At 63.3% G+C, this 17,320-nt stretch carries 18 protein-coding genes and 3 pseudogenes; 13 read left to right on the top strand and 8 right to left on the bottom strand.

The annotated features are described in order from the left end of the window. Positions 1-3: 3 nt before the first annotated feature. The 3 genes from Q427_RS23680 to Q427_RS23675 are packed head-to-tail and all read right to left on the bottom strand — an operon-like array spanning position 4 to position 1,990. Positions 4-1,281, bottom strand: a complete 1,278-nt coding sequence (locus Q427_RS23680; protein ID WP_081786182.1) for a M20 family metallo-hydrolase — start codon at positions 1,279-1,281, stop codon at positions 4-6. A 41-nt stretch (positions 1,282-1,322) separates the two neighbouring features. Next, positions 1,323-1,487: a hypothetical protein gene (locus Q427_RS31620; protein ID WP_155833672.1), complete on the bottom strand. Its 165-nt coding sequence runs from the start codon at positions 1,485-1,487 to the stop codon at positions 1,323-1,325. Beyond that, positions 1,484-1,990: a DUF1028 domain-containing protein gene (locus Q427_RS23675; protein WP_051496644.1), complete on the bottom strand. Its 507-nt coding sequence runs from the start codon at positions 1,988-1,990 to the stop codon at positions 1,484-1,486. Before Q427_RS23675 ends, Q427_RS31620 begins: the two co-directional genes overlap by 4 nt. A gap of 171 nt (positions 1,991-2,161) precedes the next feature. On the opposite strand from Q427_RS23675, the gene Q427_RS23670 reads away from it, so the two are divergent. The 5 genes from Q427_RS23670 (at position 2,162) to Q427_RS23650 (ending at position 8,485) form a co-directional block, all read left to right on the top strand. Then, on the top strand, positions 2,162-3,739 hold the full coding sequence (locus Q427_RS23670; protein ID WP_043517728.1) for an ABC transporter substrate-binding protein: 1,578 nt from the start codon (positions 2,162-2,164) through the stop codon (positions 3,737-3,739). A gap of 63 nt (positions 3,740-3,802) precedes the next feature. Then, positions 3,803-4,750: an ABC transporter permease gene (locus Q427_RS23665; protein WP_043517726.1), complete on the top strand. Its 948-nt coding sequence runs from the start codon at positions 3,803-3,805 to the stop codon at positions 4,748-4,750. Further along, positions 4,747-6,645, top strand: a complete 1,899-nt coding sequence (locus tag Q427_RS23660) for a dipeptide/oligopeptide/nickel ABC transporter permease/ATP-binding protein (protein ID WP_043517724.1) — start codon at positions 4,747-4,749, stop codon at positions 6,643-6,645. The genes Q427_RS23665 and Q427_RS23660 overlap by 4 nt, the downstream gene beginning before the upstream one ends. After that, entirely contained in the window at positions 6,642-7,667 is a 1,026-nt protein-coding gene (locus tag Q427_RS23655; RefSeq protein ID WP_043517722.1) for an ABC transporter ATP-binding protein, read from the top strand. The genes Q427_RS23660 and Q427_RS23655 overlap by 4 nt, the downstream gene beginning before the upstream one ends. After that, positions 7,664-8,485 carry a FadR/GntR family transcriptional regulator gene (locus Q427_RS23650; RefSeq protein ID WP_081786181.1) on the top strand — a complete coding sequence of 274 codons (822 nt, stop codon included), beginning with the start codon at positions 7,664-7,666 and terminating at the stop codon, positions 8,483-8,485. Before Q427_RS23655 ends, Q427_RS23650 begins: the two co-directional genes overlap by 4 nt. Here the strand turns inward: Q427_RS23650 and Q427_RS23645 are convergent. Both Q427_RS23645 and Q427_RS30610 read right to left on the bottom strand, forming a co-directional pair. Continuing rightward, the gene (locus tag Q427_RS23645; RefSeq protein WP_231613883.1) at positions 8,476-9,375 is read right to left on the bottom strand and encodes an osmoprotectant NAGGN system M42 family peptidase; all 900 of its coding nucleotides are present in this window, start codon (positions 9,373-9,375) and stop codon (positions 8,476-8,478) included. The genes Q427_RS23650 and Q427_RS23645 overlap by 10 nt on opposite strands. A 460-nt stretch (positions 9,376-9,835) precedes the next feature. Beyond that, positions 9,836-10,063, bottom strand: a pseudogene (locus tag Q427_RS30610) (IS3 family transposase); the annotation flags it as partial. A 500-nt stretch (positions 10,064-10,563) separates the two neighbouring features. Between Q427_RS30610 and Q427_RS23635 the strand changes: the two are divergent. The 6 genes from Q427_RS23635 to Q427_RS23620 are packed head-to-tail and all read left to right on the top strand — an operon-like array spanning position 10,564 to position 14,104. Next, positions 10,564-11,229 carry an ABC transporter permease gene (locus Q427_RS23635; protein ID WP_043517719.1) on the top strand — a complete coding sequence of 222 codons (666 nt, stop codon included), beginning with the start codon at positions 10,564-10,566 and terminating at the stop codon, positions 11,227-11,229. A gap of 42 nt (positions 11,230-11,271) precedes the next feature. Then, positions 11,272-11,634, top strand: coding sequence for an ATP-binding cassette domain-containing protein (locus Q427_RS34725; protein ID WP_231613882.1), 363 nt, complete (start codon positions 11,272-11,274; stop codon positions 11,632-11,634). A gap of 5 nt (positions 11,635-11,639) precedes the next feature. Next, positions 11,640-12,431, top strand: a complete 792-nt coding sequence (locus tag Q427_RS23630; protein WP_231613881.1) for a CBS domain-containing protein — start codon at positions 11,640-11,642, stop codon at positions 12,429-12,431. Between the two features lie 4 nt (positions 12,432-12,435). Then, the gene (locus Q427_RS34720; RefSeq protein WP_231613880.1) at positions 12,436-12,681 is read left to right on the top strand and encodes a hypothetical protein; all 246 of its coding nucleotides are present in this window, start codon (positions 12,436-12,438) and stop codon (positions 12,679-12,681) included. Further along, positions 12,681-13,166, top strand: a complete 486-nt coding sequence (locus Q427_RS23625) for an ABC transporter permease (RefSeq protein ID WP_231613879.1) — start codon at positions 12,681-12,683, stop codon at positions 13,164-13,166. Before Q427_RS34720 ends, Q427_RS23625 begins: the two co-directional genes overlap by 1 nt. A gap of 56 nt (positions 13,167-13,222) precedes the next feature. Further along, a complete protein-coding gene (locus Q427_RS23620) occupies positions 13,223-14,104 on the top strand; it encodes a glycine betaine ABC transporter substrate-binding protein (protein ID WP_043517718.1) in 882 nt (293 codons plus the stop codon). Between the two features lie 83 nt (positions 14,105-14,187). On the opposite strand, the gene Q427_RS23615 is transcribed toward Q427_RS23620, so the two are convergent. Beyond that, on the bottom strand, positions 14,188-15,081 hold the full coding sequence (locus Q427_RS23615) for a LysR family transcriptional regulator (RefSeq protein ID WP_043517717.1): 894 nt from the start codon (positions 15,079-15,081) through the stop codon (positions 14,188-14,190). Between the two features lie 104 nt (positions 15,082-15,185). On the opposite strand from Q427_RS23615, the gene Q427_RS23610 reads away from it, so the two are divergent. Together Q427_RS23610 and Q427_RS23605 are read left to right on the top strand one after the other, a co-directional pair. Next, entirely contained in the window at positions 15,186-15,629 is a 444-nt protein-coding gene (locus tag Q427_RS23610; RefSeq protein WP_043517716.1) for a cupin domain-containing protein, read from the top strand. Between the two features lie 22 nt (positions 15,630-15,651). Next, positions 15,652-16,070 (top strand): annotated as a pseudogene (locus tag Q427_RS23605) (secondary thiamine-phosphate synthase enzyme YjbQ). A 1-nt stretch (position 16,071) separates the two neighbouring features. On the opposite strand, the gene Q427_RS23600 reads toward Q427_RS23605, so the two are convergent. Both Q427_RS23600 and Q427_RS23595 read right to left on the bottom strand, forming a co-directional pair. Next, positions 16,072-16,443 carry a thiol-disulfide oxidoreductase DCC family protein gene (locus Q427_RS23600; protein ID WP_043517715.1) on the bottom strand — a complete coding sequence of 124 codons (372 nt, stop codon included), beginning with the start codon at positions 16,441-16,443 and terminating at the stop codon, positions 16,072-16,074. A gap of 170 nt (positions 16,444-16,613) precedes the next feature. Next, positions 16,614-17,320: pseudogene (locus Q427_RS23595) on the bottom strand (aldehyde dehydrogenase family protein); the annotation flags it as partial.

Here is a 17,320-nt window from a genome sequence, read left to right as displayed (position 1 = left end):
GGATCAAGGCGACGGACGCATCCAGCGGTCAGTTCGGGGCATGTCATGGAGTTTGGTCAATAAGTGCATGATCACTCGCGTTCCTGCCCCAGCATCTTCCGCCAGAATGGCTTCGTCAGGATGATGGCTCAGACCACCCTTGCAGCGAAGGAATAGCATCCCGATATCTGTCAGATCATTCATTGCCAAACCATCATGCCCAGCACCGCTAAACAGACGGCGAGTCGGCTGCCCCTCCTCCCTGCATGCCTGCTCAAGTGCTCGGACCAGCCAGTCTGCGCATGTAACTCCTTCGGCCTCGTAATTCATGGAGGTCATCAGTTCCAAGCCCCGCTCCTTGGCAATGCCTGCCAAGGAGGCAAGGATCTTGCGACGACCGGCTAGACGCTCCTCTGAATCCGGTGAACGCAGCTCCAAGGTGAACTCAACCTCAGATGGTATGACGTTAACCGCGCCGGGTCTCACAAATAGTTGCCCGACCACACCGACCAGGCTGTCCTGGCGGCGAAGCAGGCTGTCGGCTTCCAACACCATCGCCGAGGCGCCCACCAGCGCATCACGGCGGCCTTCCATGGGGGTCGTGCCGGCATGCCCCGCCTTGCCGGACACCTTCAGGCGATGCCGCTCGATGCCCGTCAGGGCAGTCACCACTCCCAGCGCCAATCCCTCATTCTCGAGCACCGGGCCCTGCTCGATATGTACCTCGACATAGCCCAGCACGCGCTCGGGATCGTGTCTCACCTCCGCCAGTCGTGACGTATCGGCGCCAAGACGCGCCAGCGCCTCGCGCAGCGTAACGCCTTCCTTGTCCTCTCCCTCCAAGACCTTCGGGTCCAGCGTACCGGCGAGTGCCCGGCTGCCTACCAGGGTGGATGGGAAGCGCACACCCTCCTCATCGCCAAAGGCCACGACCTCCACAGCACAGCTGATTTCGCACCCCTGTTCGCGCAGTGCCTCAAGCGCCAGCAAGGGCATGGCAACGCCCAGCATGCCGTCATACTTGCCCCCTTCGATCACAGAGTCCTGGTGAGAACCAAGAATAAGCACAGGCTCTCCGGCCAGTGCCCGGGGACAGCGCCCCACCAGATTGCCCACGGCATCCAGCTCCGGCTCGAGGCCGGCGAGGCGCATCCATGATGACAGCAGCGGAAGCAATCGGCGGTGCTCATCACCAGCGAAGAGTCGTGTAACGCCTTGGCCTGGCATCGAATAGGCTGCCGCCTCATCGAGCCGCTCCATCAGGCGTCTTCCCAGGTCATCGGCGGAGCGGGAAAGGGTCATGGCAAAATTCCTCTAGGTGATCGAACCCCAACGCATCGACGCTAATGACGATGGGGGTCGGTGACATCCGGCAGGCGTGCAAGAAAAGCCTGAAAATCCCGGTCCTCGCTAATGCGCTGATGAAGACGCGACAGCGCCAGCACGGCGTTGGCGTCATCATCGATGCGCAGGTCATAGGGCACGCCGCCGGGGGCCCTGACTTTCAAGGCGGCCGAGACGGCACCTCGCTGATCCCCCCTTCGGCCCAGCCGGCAGCCAGCGTGGCCAGCAACGCCTCGGCCAGCGGGTCGCCCCGGGACCTGGCTTCCAGGAAAGCGGTGACCATGGCGGGCACCACCCGGTCACTGGCCAGCATGTTGCCGGCCACCACCAGCCCCTTTGCTAGATGCATACCCATGAATGGCACGTTGCGCTCACCGGTCCAGCCGGCAACGCGCCCTTGACTATCCATCAGGGCCAGCTGCCGCCAGGCAGCGCCTCGGTCGGCCTGGCGCAGAGCTGCCACTACCGTGGTTACCGGCTTCCCTTCAGCCAGGCGCGCCAGCCCCTGTTCGGCAGCCAGCACATGGGTGCTGTAACCCTGGGTTAAGGCGGCCCCCACGCCGGGCAGCAAGTGGGGTACGAAGCCACCGACCCCGGGGCTTCCGGTAGCGCAGGCCACCCCCAGGCAGCCATCGTCGGGATCCAGGGCAATCAGGCTGAAGGTCATGGGACTCTCCGTGTTACCCCCAGGCTGGCTTGCATGGCCGGCGTCTCTGTGCCATACATTATGGGGAATAATTTATCATGATAAATACAAACTAGCTTCAGCGTAGCCGCTCTCGCTCACCGATGGCAACTCGCCAGTGAACAACCACAACACACATTCGGAGAGGCAAACATGACACCCAAACATTCAAGGGCACGCCGCTGGCTGCTCCCCGCTCTGGCCACAACCGCGTTCGCCGCCGCCGGAGGCGCAGTGGCCCAGACGCCCCCCAATGTGTTGATCGTGGGGCAGATCGCCGAGCCCAAGGCCCTCGACCCGGCGCAGGTCACCGCGGTCAATGATTTCCGCATCATGATGAATCTCTATGACGGCCTGGTTCGCTACGCCGATGGCACCCTGGAGATCGAACCCTCCCTGGCCAGCGAGTGGACCATCAGTGACGACGGCACCGTCTACACCTTTACCCTGCGCGACGACGTCACCTTCCATGACGGCAGCGAATTCAACGCTGAGGCTGTGGTGTTCAACTTCGAGCGCATGCTCGACGAGGAACACCCCTACCACGATACCGGTCCCTTCCCGCTGGCCTTCTTCTTCGGTGCTATCGAGTCGGTTGAAGCCACCAGCGAGCATGAAGTCACCTTTCAGTTGGGGGAGCCCTATGCGCCTTTCCTCTCCAACCTGGCCTATCCCACCGGCCTCATCGTCTCTCCAGCAGCGATAGAGGAGCACGGAGAAGATGTTGCGCGAAACCCCTCGGGCACAGGCCCCTTCCAGTTCGAGGAGTGGCAGAGCAACAGCCGGGTGGTGGTGACGCGTAACGAGGAATACTGGGACGGCGCACCTTCGCTCGAAGCGGTCGTGTTCCGCCCCATCACCGATGCCAATACCCGAGTCGCCGAAATGCTCTCCGGCGGCATCGACCTGATGGTGGAAGTGCCACCTGACAACGTCGCCGCCATGGCGTCGGATGCCGCGTTCGAGGTCTATGAGCAGGCTGGCCCCCACCTCTGGTTCCTGATCCTCAATACCCGTGAGGGACCTTTCCAGGACAAGGCCATGCGTCAGGCCATCAACTACGCCATCGACAAGCAGTCACTGGTCGAGAACGTCCTTCAGGGCACCGCCGCAATCGCCGCAGGCCCCATCCCCCCGGCCTTCGAGTGGGCCTACAATGAGGAGCTCGACCCGTACCCCTATGACCCGGACAAGGCTCGTGAACTGATCGCAGAGGCCGGCCACGAAGGCGCCGAGCTGACCTTCTACGTCACCGAAGGTGGTTCGGGCATGCTCGACCCCGTTCCCATGGGGACCGCCATTCAGGCCGACCTGGCCGAGGTGGGACTTGAGGTCAAGATCGAGACCTACGAGTGGAATACCTTCCTGGACCGGGTCAACCCCGGCCTGGCAGGCAAGGCCGACATGGCCCAGATGGCTTGGATGACCAACGACCCGGACACCCTCCCCTTCCTGGCCTTGCGTAGCGATGCCATGCCGGAAAGCGGCGGCTTCAATTCCGGCTATTACAGCAACCCTGAGGTCGATGAACTGCTCGAGCAGGCCCGCCGCAGCGTGGATCAGGAGGAGCGCGCCGCCCTCTATCGCGAAATGCAGGCCATTGTCCACGAAGATGCGCCCTGGGCCTTTATCGCCAACTGGAAGCAGAACGCAGTGGCTGGCGCCAATGTCGAGAACTTCCGGCTGCAGCCATCCTTCTTCCTGCTGCTGCACGGCGTCGAAAAACAGTGACCCGACCGCCGGCGGCACGGCCCTGGCCACGCCGCCGGCATACCCGACCCGGACACCGCTATCATGATCCGCTACGCATTGCGCCGCCTGCTGCTGACCCTGCCGGTGCTGCTCGGGCTCTCCGTCATCGTCTTCGCGATCATGTCGCTGATCCCAGGCGATCCGGCCCAGGCCATTCTGGGGTCCTACGCGACGCCCGAGAACCTCGAGCGACTCCGCGCCGACCTTGGCCTGGACCTGCCGCTGCCGCAACAGTACCTGGTGTGGCTGGGCAATATCCTGCAAGGAGACCTGGGCCGCTCCTACGCGCTCAACCGGCCTGTGCTCGATGAGGTCCTCGAGCGTTTCAGCGCCACCCTGATCCTCGCCGGCACTTCGCTTACGCTCTGCACGATCGTCGGTGTCGCTGCCGGTATCGTTTCGGCCGTTCGCCAGTATGGCTGGGGCGACAGGATCATCACCCTGCTGGTTCTCGTGGGTATTTCTGTGCCGGCCTTCTGGCTCGGCATGCTGATGATCATGTTCTTTTCAGTGGGCCTGCGCTGGTTTCCGGCCAGCGGCATGACGGCGGCCTACGGCGGCGGCGGCGTGCTCGACATACTGCATCACCTGGTACTGCCGGCCATCGCCCTGGCTGTAGTAGCCGCCGGGGTCATCGCCAGACTGACCCGCTCCAACATGCTCGAGGTCCTGCGCCAGGACTATATCCGCACGGCCCGCGCCAAGGGGCTGGGCGAGAATCGCGTGGTGTTGCGCCACGCCTTCAAGGTGGCTCTGGTCAACCTGATCCCGGTAATTGGCGTACAGGCGGGCTTCGTCATCGGCGGTGCCGTCTACATCGAGACGGTATTCCAGTGGCCCGGCATCGGCCGCATGCTGGTCAATGCCATCTCCACCCGGGATCTGCTGCTGGTCCAGGGCGGTGTGCTGGTGGTAGCCGCCGCCTATGTGCTGTTCAACCTGCTGGCCGACCTGCTCCAGCACTGGCTAGACCCAAGGATCCAGGCATGACGGACTTCATCCGGCTGATCGCCCGCAATCGTCTGGCCGCGTTCGGCGGGGTGCTACTGGTGCTGCTCGTACTACTGTGCCTGATCACCCCCTGGCTGCCGCTGATCGACCCAGATACCACCAGTCCAGCGAATCGCCTGCAGCCGCCTTTAACGGAAGGCCACCTGCTGGGTACTGATGCCTTGGGGCGCGACATCCTCTCTCGCCTGCTGTGGGGTACGCGTATAAGCCTCGCGGTGGGCATCGCCGCTTCACTGGTCGCAGCCTTCCTGGGCTCGTTGATCGGCATCGTCGCCGGCTACTTCGGCGGCCGCACCGACAATACCCTGATGCGCGGCATCGACATGCTGATGGCGTTCCCCTATATCCTGCTCGCCCTGGCCATCGTCGCGGTACTCGGCCCAGGATTGATGAACGCTCTCTACGCCATCGCCATCGTCAATATCCCCTTTTTCGCTCGTAATATTCGCGGCGTCACCGTCGGCATCGCCCATCGCGAGTTCATCGATGCTGCTCGACTCTCCGGCAAGGGACACCTGCGAATCCTGACCAGCGAGATCCTGCCCAATGTGCTGCCGGTGATCGTCATCACCATGTCCACTACCGTTGGCTGGATGATTCTCGAGACTGCCGGACTCAGCTTTCTTGGTCTCGGTGCCCAACCGCCCCAGGCCGACCTGGGCTCGATGCTCGGCGAGGGGCGCAGGATGATGCTCAATGCCCCCCATGTGGCTGTCCTCCCAGGCCTGGTAATCTTCCTGCTGGTGATGAGCATCAACCTGCTGGGAGATGGCATTCGCGACGCCCTGGATCCACGCCTCAAGTCGGGAGCTCTATCGCGCCCGGCTCCCTTCACGCGCATTCGCCGCCACCAGGTGCCGCCCAGCAATGGCTGCGACGCTCAAGCCCTGCTGGACGTGGAGGACCTTCACACCCACTTCGAGGTGGGCCGACGCACGTACCGCGCCGTCAATGGCGTCAGCTTCACCATCAGGTCCAACGAATGCCTGGGCCTGGTCGGTGAATCGGGATCCGGCAAGTCGGTCACCGCTCTCTCCCTGCTGGGACTCGTCGCATCGCCACCGGGCGTGATCACCGGTGGGCGCATCGCCCTGAAGGGACAGGACTTGCTCGATCTGCCCCATCGCTCGATCCGGCGGATCCGGGGGCGAGACGTGGCCTATGTTTTCCAGGACCCACTCTCCACCTTGCATCCGCTGTTCCGGGTCGGGGACCAGTTGATCGAGGCAATCCGACAGCACCAGCCGATGTCACGGCAGATGGCCAGAGAGCTGGCTGTTTCGTTGCTGAACCAGGTACGCATTCCCAACGCCGAGAGGCGCGCCGACCAGTACCCCCATGAGCTCTCCGGCGGCATGCGCCAACGCATCGGCATCGCCATGGCCCTGGCCAATGACCCACAGCTGATCGTCGCCGACGAACCCACCACGGCGCTGGACGTCACCGTTCAGGCACAGATCCTGGCGCTGATTCAGAACCTGCGCGAGTCCAAGGGCACCGCAGTGCTGTTCATCACTCACGACTTCGGTGTGGTCTCCCAAGTCTGCGACCGCGTCGCCGTGATGTACGCCGGTCGTATTGTCGAGATCGGTCCGACCACCGACATTCTCGACAACCCACGCCACCCATATACCCGACGGCTGATCGACTGCGTCCCACGCCTGGGGGAACCCGACAATGAACCGGCGGCGATTCCCGGGCTGCCACCCGCCGCCGACGCCTTGCCGGAAGGCTGCGCCTTCGCTGATCGCTGTGACCTGGCGGAGGATGCCTGCCGCCGCGGTGAGATCGCACTGAGCGCAACGGATAGCGATCGCCAGGTACGCTGCATCAAGCCGCTGGGCCTTGAAACCCGCCAAGGAGCCATGCAATGAGCGAGCCCCTTCTCGAGATCCGCGGCCTTACCCGGACCTTCGGCGGTGGCCGACGCTGGTTCGGCCCCGATGCCCCCGGGGTGCATGCCGTCCAAGGCGTCGACCTTGACGTGGCACAGGGCGAGACCTTGGGCATCGTCGGCGAATCCGGCTGCGGCAAGTCTAGCCTGGCTCGGCTGCTGGTCGGGCTCGATACCCCGACCGCCGGCGAAATCCGATTTGCCGGGGAGGACCTCCAGACGCTGCGTGCAAAGGATCGCCATGCCCTATCCCGGCGTTTGCAGTACGTGTTCCAGGATCCGCTGAGCTCACTCAACCCGCGCAAGCGGATCCGCGACATCCTCGCTGCTCCGCTGCGGCATCTGCGTGGCCTGCAAGGAAAAGCCCTGGAACACCGTCTCGGCGAGCTGATGGAGGTGGTCAATCTGCGGCCCGAATTCATTTCTCGCTACCCCCATGAGTTCTCCGGCGGCCAGGCCCAGCGCATCGGCATCGCCAGAGCATTGGCCGCCGAGCCAAAGCTACTGGTGCTCGACGAACCGGTCTCGGCACTGGACGTTTCCATTCAGGCCCAGGTGCTCAAGTTGCTGCGCCGACTCAAGGGCGAGTTCGACCTCACCTACCTGTTTATCAGTCATGATCTCTCGGTGGTGGAAACCATCAGTGACCGAATCGCGGTGATGTACTTCGGGCGCATCATCGAGCAGGCACCATCCCGTCACCTTTTCCATTCGCCGGGGCACCCCTATACAAGACTGTTGCTGGACAGCGCTCCGATCCCGGGCGGGCCGCTAATCCGTGCCGAAACCGGCGAGGCCGAGCTTCCCGACCCGCTTGCCCCGCCACCGGGCTGCGCCTTTGCTCCCCGTTGCCCGCGGGCCGCACCAGATTGCCGCCAAGCCGTTCCACTGCTGGACACGCTGGGGCAAAGCGGTGACCATCGGGTCGCCTGTCGCTACCCCGTCGAAGGGCCCTGGCGACGCTTGGACACCCAAGAAGTCAACGAGACAGCCAGCGAATGACATCAACCAAACCACGCCGCAAGCGCCCCGAAGCGATTGGCGAGGCCATCAAGGAGTACGTGGCCTGCCAGACGCTTCGCCCCGGCGACCGTCTACCCCGCGAGGAGCACCTGATAAAGGCGCTGGATGCCGCCAAAGGTACAATCCGCGAGGCGATGCGCGGCCTGGAGTTCCAGGGCCTGATCCAGACGCGCACCGGCCCCGGCGGTGGCGCCTTTCTATCGGAAGTCAGCGATGATCGTGCCATGGAGCTGCTCGGTAACTACTTCTTTTTCCGACCGCCGACCATCCACGACATCTACGAAGTCAGGAAACAGCTCGAGCCCGCCCTGGTGGCGAGCCTGGCCGGCCGGCTGACGGCAGACGACATTGCCGAGTTGGAGGAGGTGATGGCCTTCTATGACCATCCGCCAACGTCGCTGGAGGAGGAACGAGAGCAGCGCATCAAGGAGCTGGAGTTTCATCTACTGCTCGTGGACCACTGCCCCAACCCCCTGCTCGCCCTGATGTGTCGCTTCCCGATCCGCCTGCTGATGAGCATGACCATCTGCCAGCGCATCTACTCACGACCCTATCCCGAACTGCGCCGCCGCGGTCACGACTACCAACGGCGGCTGATCGAATCTCTGCGTCACCAGCGAACCGAAGAGGCGAGCACCATCATGGCCGAGCACATGCGCGCCGCCCAAGCACTGATGGAGGAGAGGGAAGCCATGCTTGAGCGAACCTTCTTCAGGGCCGAGGCCACCGATGGCCAGGGGCCGAGTCGTGACTACCTGGCACTGAGCGAGCATCTGTCAGGCCGCGATCACACCTGATCGTCAAGCCAGGCCATTACCAACTGTGTCAGAGCCACCAGGGAGTCGCAATGCACCCGCTCCCAGCCGTGGGAGGCATCGGCACCGAAGCATGCCAAGGCGTTGCGCAAGTCCATACCTGCCTTGCTGGCTGAGTCCCCGTCGCAGTAGTAGAACGGGAAGCAATCACGCGTGAAGGGAATCGCGTGCTGCTGGCAGAGCGTCACCAGTCGACGGCTCGCCACCGGATGCAGGGGGCCCTGACTATCCATGAACGCAATGGTCACTCCATCGGAGCACACCTGCTGGCCTTCACCCTGGGCAGCGATATCGAGATTGAGCACCTCTTCTATTCCCGCCAGCAGCGGCTCGCTCATGCCCACACCCAGCTCTTCGGCACAGGAGAACACCAGTCTTGTACCGGTGACATCGGCACCGGCTCGCAGCGCCGCTAGCACGCAGGCGATGGCCGCCTTGTTGTCCAGGTGACGGGCATTGATGAAACCTGTCTCGGTTAGCTCCGACTGGCTCTCCACACTGACCAGGCTGCCGACGCCGATCCCCATCTCTTCCAGTGCGTCAGACGAGGTATCCACTACGTCGAGACGCAGGGCAATGTGATGCCAGTCGCTGGGCTGTGCATCCACCGCCTCATTGAAGACGTGCCCTGAGGCCTTCTCGGGTAGCAGGGTGCCGCTCGCGGCCACCTCGCCGTCATGATCGTAGACACGCACCCGGGCACCCCCTGCGAAACGGGCGTTCCAGTGGCCGATGGGACGTACCGCCAGACGCCCATCGTCGCGCCGGCGCACCACCATGGCACCCAGAGTATCGAGGTGCGCAGTTATGGCACGCCGCGGAGCATCTCCCTTACGCTGCGCATAGAGATCACCGCGGGCTGTCGTGGTCACCTCCAGGGCCGCCGCCTCCAGCCTAGGAGCAAGCCAGCTCACCATATGCTGAGCATGGAGAGATGGAGAGGGAATCGCTAGCATCGCGAGTAAATCCGCAACCAAGGCATCTGTATCTATTGATGACATACGCATCCTCAGGCTAATGATACGACCCTACCCATCTAAGCGTGCGGCTTGCCATCAGGTATGGCAATCCGCGCCGTTCCCGAAAAGCGAAAAGCGAAAAGGCAACGGTAGCTTTCTTCGGAAATAAGACCTGCATCAATTGGTCCTCGCCGTGGCTGAGCACCTATGCTCGCCACTGACCTAGGCACGGAGGTGCATTTGGGAAACACGCAGTCATCCCTCACTCCAGAGGTCGTTAGAGCCATATCTGTACAGCGCTACGGGCAATGCATCATACCTCCGACCTCCTGACTGAGCCGTACCGGCTTTCTCGGAGACCCGTTGGTTTGACTCAGGCCGCCTTCTTGGCCTGACCCTGTTGCTCAGAATACAGCGCTTCTCGTTCGGCCGACGGCATGTTACCGATCGGCTCCAGGAGCCGCCGATGATTGAACCAGTCGACCCACTCCAGGGTAGCGAACTCAACGGCTTCCAGATGCCGCCATGGTCCGCTCCGGCGGATCACCTCCGTCTTGAACAATCCGATCACAGTTTCGGCCAGCGCCCCAGCCAGGTGATCGTCCCATGTAACACCTCCAATATCGAGATGGAGTACAACAGCTGCCGGCTCCACTCGACCTTGGGCTATCAGACGCCGAGAGAGATTGAATTGGCAGCTGCGGCTTGAAAATGTGTCCGCTCTGACTTGACCAGAACACAGGCCACCGGCGTGCCGACACCGGTCAATGCGGTGATATAAACCGCCCTGCTACCCCAGGAGCAAGCAGCGCGTCAAAAAGAGGAGGGCTAGGAAGAGCCAATACGCCCCATCACCGGCAGCCACTGCCTGTAGTATCAGTACTATCAATTCTACTCATTGAGCATCGTCATCCATCAACAAGCCAAATGGATAAGCGCCTCTGCTAAGCTGATGACGCTGCAGCGGGGCATTTTGTCGCACCCTGCTCACCTTCCACCGCCCCCATTGGAACGCCCCCGGCAATCGCGCTGCTTCCGCGCCGTGGGGGCAGGGACAGCGGCCCCGGCTTGACCGGCGGTCGTCTCGAGAGGAGACCGCACTTGGAACTGATTCAGTACGCACTGGATAACTTGGACCTGCTGATCACCCGCACCGTCGAGCATATTGCCCTGGTGGGTGTGGCCGTGGGCATCGCCACTCTGACCGGCGTGCCCATCGGCATCGCCATCACCAAGAACGAGCGGGCGGCACGCCTAGTGCTCTACCTGGCCTCGATCATCGTCACCATCCCCTCGATCGCCCTGTTCGGCATCATGATTCCGGTGCTATCGATCTTTGGCCACGGCATCGGCTACGTACCCGCGGTGATCGCGGTGCTGCTCTATTCGCAGCTGCCGATCATTCGCAACACCTACACCGCCATCAACAACGTTAACCCGGCATTGCGGGAAGCCGCCCGAGGGATCGGCATGAGCCCCAACCAGCGTCTCCGCCTGGTGGAGATCCCGCTCGCGGTACCGGTAATCATGGCCGGGGTACGCACCGCCGTGGTGCTCAATATCGGGGTGATGGCGATCGCCGCCTACATCGGCGCGGGCGGTCTCGGCACTTTCATCAGCCGCGGCATCTCCCAATCGGATCCGCGTCAGCTGATCGTCGGCGCCATCGCGGTGAGCCTGCTGGCCATCGTCGTCGACTACACCCTGCTCTACGTGCAGAAGCAGCTGACGCCCAAGGGCATGGAGCGCGCCGCCGAGACGGCCTGACCGCCCACTCATAACGCCCCTCGCCCCTGACAAGGAAACCACATGATTGAGCTCGATAACCTGACCAAGGTCTTCGATACCCCCAAGGGCGCCGTGGTTGCCGCCGACCATATCAGCATGGAGGTACCACCCGGCGAGATCTGCATCTTGCTCGGCCCCTCCGGGTGCGGCAAGACCACCACTCTGAAGATGATCAACCGCATCGTGAAGCCCACCTCCGGCAAGGTCTTCATCAACGGCGATGACACCACCGGAATGGATACCCAGACCCTGCGCCGCAATATCGGCTATGTCATCCAGCAGATCGGCCTGTTCCCCAACATGACCATTGAGGAGAACATCACCATCGTCCCCAGGCTACTGGCTGGGACAAGGCGAAATATCGCGAACGGGCCCGCGAGCTGATGGCCATGATCGCCCTGGAACCCGACGCCTTCCTCAAGCGCTATCCCAGCGAGCTCTCGGGTGGGCAGCAGCAGCGCATCGGCGTCGCCCGTGCGCTGGCCGCCGACCCCCCGGTGATGCTGATGGACGAGCCCTTCGGCGCCATCGACCCGATCAACCGGGCGGTGATCCAGGACGAGTTTCTCAAGATGCAGCAGGCGCTCAAGAAGACCATCATGTTCGTCAGCCACGATATCGACGAGGCGATCAAGATGGGCGACCGCGTCGCCGTCTTCCGTGAAGGCAAGCTGGTGCAGTACTCCGCCCCGGATGATCTACTGGCCGCACCCAAAGATGCCTTCGTCGAATCCTTCCTGGGCGAGGACCGGGCCCTCAAGCGTCTCAACCTGGTCAAGGTGCGCGAGATCGTGACCGACGAGATCGGCACCGTCTCCCCCGGCGACACCCTGGCGCAGGCCCTGTCCCGTATCGACGACTTCGGCTACCAAAATTCGATCTTGATGGTGAATGATCGCCGCCAGCCGGCTGGCATCATCAGCCGCTCGGTCACCCGCACCACCAAGGGCTACTGCCGCGACCATTTCCAGGCGGTACCGGCGATGATTGGCCTGGATGACGACTTGCGCAAGGCCGCCTCGCTGATGTTTGCCCATGACATCACCTGGCTGCCCTGTGTAGATGAGGACGGCAAGGTGTGCGGGCAGATCACCCAGCGGGCCATGACCCGCCACCTGGGCGCCCGATTCCGGGCGCGACAGGGCGATGCCCGAAACCCCGACGCCGCCCTCGAGGAGTGAGCCGATGCCCATTCAGACCATGAAAGGGGCCCTGCGCGCGCTGCTGCTGGTGGCGATCTTCTTCGCCGGGGTATGGAGCCACTCGAGCGGGCTCATCGATGACTTCCTGTGGTATCTGCCGGATGTTCAGTATCTGATGGGCGAGCACCTATGGCTGACCGCCTTGTCCGGCAGCCTGGCAATCGCTGTCGCCATCCCGCTCGGCATCCTGCTCTCGCGTCCCAGCATGGCGCGCTGGCCGAATCGCTGATGCAGGTGCTCAACGTGGGTACCACCATTCCCACGCTGGCCGTGCTGGCACTTTCCATGAGCTTCCTCGGCATCGGCACAGTGCCGGCGGTATTCGGTCTGTTCGTGGCCACCCTGCTGCCGATAACCCGAAACACCTACGCGGGGCTCAAAGGCGTCAACCCCGCGCTAATGGAAGCCGCTGCCGGCATCGGCATGTCGCCTACCCAGCGGCTGTTCAAGGTGGAGCTGCCCAACGCTCTCTACGTAATCTTTGCCGGCATGCGCACCGCCCTGACCATCAACGTGGGCACGGTGCCGCTGGCGTTTTTGATCGGCGCTGGTGGCCTGGGTGAGCTGATCTTTACCGGGATCGATCTCTATGATCCGGTGATGATGCTGGCCGGTGCCATTCCCACCGCGCTGCTGGCGATCGTCGTCGATGCCGTGATCGCCTTCATCGCCTTCGTAGTGGTACCGCGCGGCGTCAATCCGGCCCGCGCCTGAGCCCACTTCATCCTTTAGAAAATGTCCGACACCCAAGCAACAAGAGGAACGACTCCATGAAACACCTGATGACCACCCTCACCGGCCTGGCCCTGGCCGGCGCAATGACCACTGCTCAGGCCGCTGACATCTCGGTGGGCGGCAAGAACTTCACCGAGCAGCAGATCCTCTCCAGCATGACTAGTCAGTATCTGGAGGGGCTTGGCTATGACGTAGACACCCGCGCCGGTATGGGCTCGGCGGTCCTTCGCCAGGCTCAGGAGAATGGCCAGATCGATCTCTACTGGGAGTACACCGGCACCTCGCTGATCAACTACAACAACATCAGTGAACGACTGGGTCCCGAGGAGACCTATGAGCGAGTCAAGGAGCTGGATGCCGAGAAGGGCCTGGTGTGGCTCGCCCCCTCCGCGGCCAACAACACCTATGCCCTGGCGATGCGTGCCGATGACGCCGAGGCACGCGGCATCCACTCGCTTTCGGACCTGGCCAAGGCGATCAACGAGGGGGAGGCGCTGGAGATCGGCCTGAACGCCGAGTTCTATGCTCGCGACGACGGCTGGCGTCCGCTGATGGAGGCCTACGAGTTCCAGGTCGGTCGTCGCGAGGTCAGCCGCATGGACACCGGCCTGGTCTACCAGGCGCTGCGCGATGGCAACGTGGACGTTGGCCTGGTGTTCGCCACCGACGGGCGCATTCCCGCATTCGATTTCCATGTGCTGGAGGACGATCGTGACTTCTTCCCGGCTTATGCTCTGACCCCGGTCGTGCGTCAGGACACCCTCGAAGCGTTCCCCGAGCTAGAGGAGCAGATGAACGCGCTCTCCGGCTTGCTCGATGACGAGACCATGGCCGAGCTCAACGCCCGGGTTGATGTCGACCGCGAGACCATTGAACGCGTCGCCGAGCACTTCCTGCAGGAGCAGGGCCTGCTGTGAGGCCCCGCGAGGGGTAAGCGACTGAAGCCATTGCCAAGAGGCCGCCGCCATGGCGGCCTTTTGCCGTACCGGGTGACGGCGACTCAAGTCTGAAAGCGGTCGATCCGAGTCGCGAGGTAGTCCACGAAGCAGCGAAGGGCCGGGGCCCCGTGACGTCGTTGCGGATAAACCACATAAACGCCGGCCTCGAAGTCGACGGCATCGGCAAACAGGCACTCCAGCTCACCCGTCGCCAGCGCCTCTGCAACCATGAACCGCGGCAACAGCGTGATCCCCACCCCGGCAATCGCCAGCTCTCGGCAGAAGACCCCGCTGTTCACCTGGAGGTTGCCGTTCACGACCAGAGTCCTGGCCTTCCCGCCCTCACGAAAGGGCCAGCGATGGCCATATCCGGCCACCGTATCGACCAGGCAGTTGTGGTGCTTCAACTCTGTCCAGTGGCCAGGCCGGCCATGCTGGGCCAGGTAGGCCGGACTGGCGACCAGGGCCAGGGTCATGTCGGCGAGACGCCGAGCAATCAAGGTGGAATCAGCCAGCACCCCGATGCGAATCGCCAGGTCATAGCCTTCCGATACCAGATCGACAACCCTGTCGACGGCCGTCAGATCGATGACAAGCCCAGGATAGCTCGCAAGGAACTCCGGCAGGATGTCCTGCAGCCAGGCTCGACAGACGAAAGGGGGCGCGGTCACCCGCAGCACGCCTTGCGGTTCCCCCCACCGCCTTTCCGCTATGTCCTTGAGTTCATCGACCCCGGCCACAAGCGCTTCAATGCGCTCGAGATAATAGTGCCCCTCCTGAGTCAAGGAAAGCTGACGAGTCGTGCGGCGCAACAGCTGTACACCCAGCCAGTCCTCCAGCTGCAGTACCCAACGACTGGCGGCCGAGGTTGACATGCCCAGCTCCTGGGCCGCAGAGGCAAAGCCCTGCCGACGAACCACGGCCAGGAAGACCCGCATCGACCTCAGGGTATCCATGCGCAATGCCCCGCTTTTCGGGATAGTGATTCCAGAATAAGGCCATTATCAATTCCATCAGCATAGCCTAGGCTGGATAGCTACCACCCAGTGGAGATACGATCATGCACAAGGCACCCATCGTCCTATGCCCAGAGGACAAGCCGACATCCGTCAGCGTCTTGGGGACCGATATTGAGTTTCTGGTCACTGATGACGCCGCCAATGGCTACCACATCACCCTGCAGAGCGGCGCCGAAGGCTCCGGCCCCCCGCCCCACTCCCATGGGTGGGACGAAGCCTTCTTCATTCTGACCGGCCAGGTGTTTCTGACATGCCGGGACAGAACTTATTGCTGCCAGCCCGGCACCTTTGTAAACGTGCCGGCAGGCGAAGTTCATGCCTTCACCTATGGCGAAGGCGGCGGGCGGATGCTGGAAATCACCGGCAACGGCAGCCGGGCTGGCCAGCTCTTCCGGGAACTGAATCGGGATATCGCACCGGGAGCGCCGAACCTCGACAAGGTGGCCGAGGTCTTCACGAGAAACGGGGTAACACTGAACCTCTGACCACCGAGACACGGAGACCGACATGTGGCACCCGCAGGAGATACGACTGCCCGCCGTGGAGCGAGGCTTCCATCTGATCACCGACCGGGTCTTGGGCGCCCTGCCAGAGCTGGCCGACTGCCGAGTCGGCCTACTGCACCTGCAGCTCAAGCATACCTCGGCGTCGCTGACCCTCAACGAAAACGCCGCCCCAGACGTACCGACATGGAGGCCTTCCTGCGCCGCCTGGTGCCGGGCGATCTGCCCTACTTCCGGCACACGCTGGAGGGGCCTGACGACATGCCGGCCCATGTGATCGCCAGCCTGCTGGGCACTCAGCCGACCCTGGCGGTACGCGACGGACGCCTGGCGCTGGGTACCTGGCAGGGCATCTGGTTTGGCGAGCACCGCGACAATGGCGGGCCACGCCAGCTGCTCGCCACCCTGCAAGGGGAATCCTGACTCAAGGCAAGCGCCCTTCCCGCGCCAGGCGTCGCCGGACCCAGCCATCATAGAGCCAGCGCAGCGCCGGCTTGAGACCCGGCAGGCCGATCAGCCAGGCCAGGGGCCTTAGGCGCGGCACCCGGCGCATCAACAGGATATAAGCGTCGATGCCCTCCATGATCCGCCCACCCTCCTCTTCCACATGCAGGGAGAGTAGCGCCGACTGTGGGTCCACGCCCTTCTCTCGCAGCACCTCCTGATACTCGGTGACATCGCACCAGCGCACCTGCCGGCCGGCCTCGCCAGCCCAGCGCTCATAGCGGGTGCGATCCCGGCGACAGCCGGGGCAAATACCGTCGTAGTAGACCTTCAGCGGTGGCAGATCGGTCATATGCGCGTCTCATTGTCTGTGGAAGGGCATCACGGCAGACCCTGCTCAGCCGATGCCGTTCACCAAACGGCATCGCCCATCCGCTGGGGATGGGCGATGGTAGTGCTCTGCTTAGCGGGTCGTCGTCAGTTGGAGGGGAAGTTAAGCTGCGCCTGCTCACTGACCCGCGCCACCAAGGCATCCGCGGTGGCATCACCCACGCAGACCGCCACCGAGATCGCCATACAGCGCTCGCCGGCGCTGCCGTAGGCGGCACCGATCAGGGTGCTGGGCGGCGTTGTCCAGATCGGTGCCGCCTACGGCAGCACCACGGCATGGTTCTTGGCCCCGCCCAGGGCCTGGACGCGCTTGCCGTTGTCGGCGCCGCGACGATAGATCGCCCTGGCCACCGGGGTGGAGCCGACGAAGGAGAGCGCCTTCACGTCGGAGGCGTCGATCAGCGCCTCCACGGCCTCCCGGTCGCCGTGTACCACCTGGAAAAGACCCGCGGGCAGGCCCGCTTCCTCCAGCAGCTCGGCCATCTTGAGGGACGCCGAGGGCACCTGCTCGGAGGGCTTGAGGATAAAGGCGTTGCCGCAGGCCAGCGCCATGGGAAACATCCACAGCGGCACCATGGCCGGGAAGTTGAACGGCGTGATGCCGGCGACGATGCCCAGCGGCTGGTGGTTGGACCAGGTGTCGATGCCCGGGCCGGCGTTATGGGAATACTCGCCCTTGAGCAGCTCCGGCACGCCGCAGGCGTACTCGACGTTCTCGATGCCGCGCTTGAGCTCGCCCATGGCGTCCTCGAGTACCTTGCCGTGCTCGCGGCTGATCAGCACGCATAGCTCGCCAGCGTCACGCTCCAGCAGCATCTTGAAGCGAAACATCACCTGGG

Source organism: Halomonas sp. BC04 (assembly GCF_000568385.1).
This window is presented reverse-complemented; position numbering and strand designations above follow the sequence as displayed.

Excerpts from the sequence above, each read along its gene's own strand:
- Q427_RS23680 (WP_081786182.1), bottom strand. The coding sequence starts at position 1,281 with ATGACCCTTTCCCGCTCCGCCGATGACCTGGGAAGACGCCTGATGGAG.
- Q427_RS23675 (WP_051496644.1), bottom strand. The coding sequence starts at position 1,990 with ATGACCTTCAGCCTGATTGCCCTGGATCCCGACGATGGCTGCCTGGGG.
- Q427_RS23670 (WP_043517728.1), top strand. The coding sequence starts at position 2,162 with ATGACACCCAAACATTCAAGGGCACGCCGCTGGCTGCTCCCCGCTCTG.
- Q427_RS23665 (WP_043517726.1), top strand. The coding sequence starts at position 3,803 with ATGATCCGCTACGCATTGCGCCGCCTGCTGCTGACCCTGCCGGTGCTG.
- Q427_RS23660 (WP_043517724.1), top strand. The coding sequence starts at position 4,747 with ATGACGGACTTCATCCGGCTGATCGCCCGCAATCGTCTGGCCGCGTTC.
- Q427_RS23655 (WP_043517722.1), top strand. The coding sequence starts at position 6,642 with ATGAGCGAGCCCCTTCTCGAGATCCGCGGCCTTACCCGGACCTTCGGC.
- Q427_RS23650 (WP_081786181.1), top strand. The coding sequence starts at position 7,664 with ATGACATCAACCAAACCACGCCGCAAGCGCCCCGAAGCGATTGGCGAG.
- Q427_RS34725 (WP_231613882.1), top strand. The coding sequence starts at position 11,272 with ATGATTGAGCTCGATAACCTGACCAAGGTCTTCGATACCCCCAAGGGC.
- Q427_RS23630 (WP_231613881.1), top strand. The coding sequence starts at position 11,640 with ATGATCGCCCTGGAACCCGACGCCTTCCTCAAGCGCTATCCCAGCGAG.
- Q427_RS34720 (WP_231613880.1), top strand. The coding sequence starts at position 12,436 with ATGCCCATTCAGACCATGAAAGGGGCCCTGCGCGCGCTGCTGCTGGTG.
- Q427_RS23625 (WP_231613879.1), top strand. The coding sequence starts at position 12,681 with ATGCAGGTGCTCAACGTGGGTACCACCATTCCCACGCTGGCCGTGCTG.
- Q427_RS23620 (WP_043517718.1), top strand. The coding sequence starts at position 13,223 with ATGAAACACCTGATGACCACCCTCACCGGCCTGGCCCTGGCCGGCGCA.
- Q427_RS23615 (WP_043517717.1), bottom strand. The coding sequence starts at position 15,081 with ATGGATACCCTGAGGTCGATGCGGGTCTTCCTGGCCGTGGTTCGTCGG.
- Q427_RS23610 (WP_043517716.1), top strand. The coding sequence starts at position 15,186 with ATGCACAAGGCACCCATCGTCCTATGCCCAGAGGACAAGCCGACATCC.
- Q427_RS23600 (WP_043517715.1), bottom strand. The coding sequence starts at position 16,443 with ATGACCGATCTGCCACCGCTGAAGGTCTACTACGACGGTATTTGCCCC.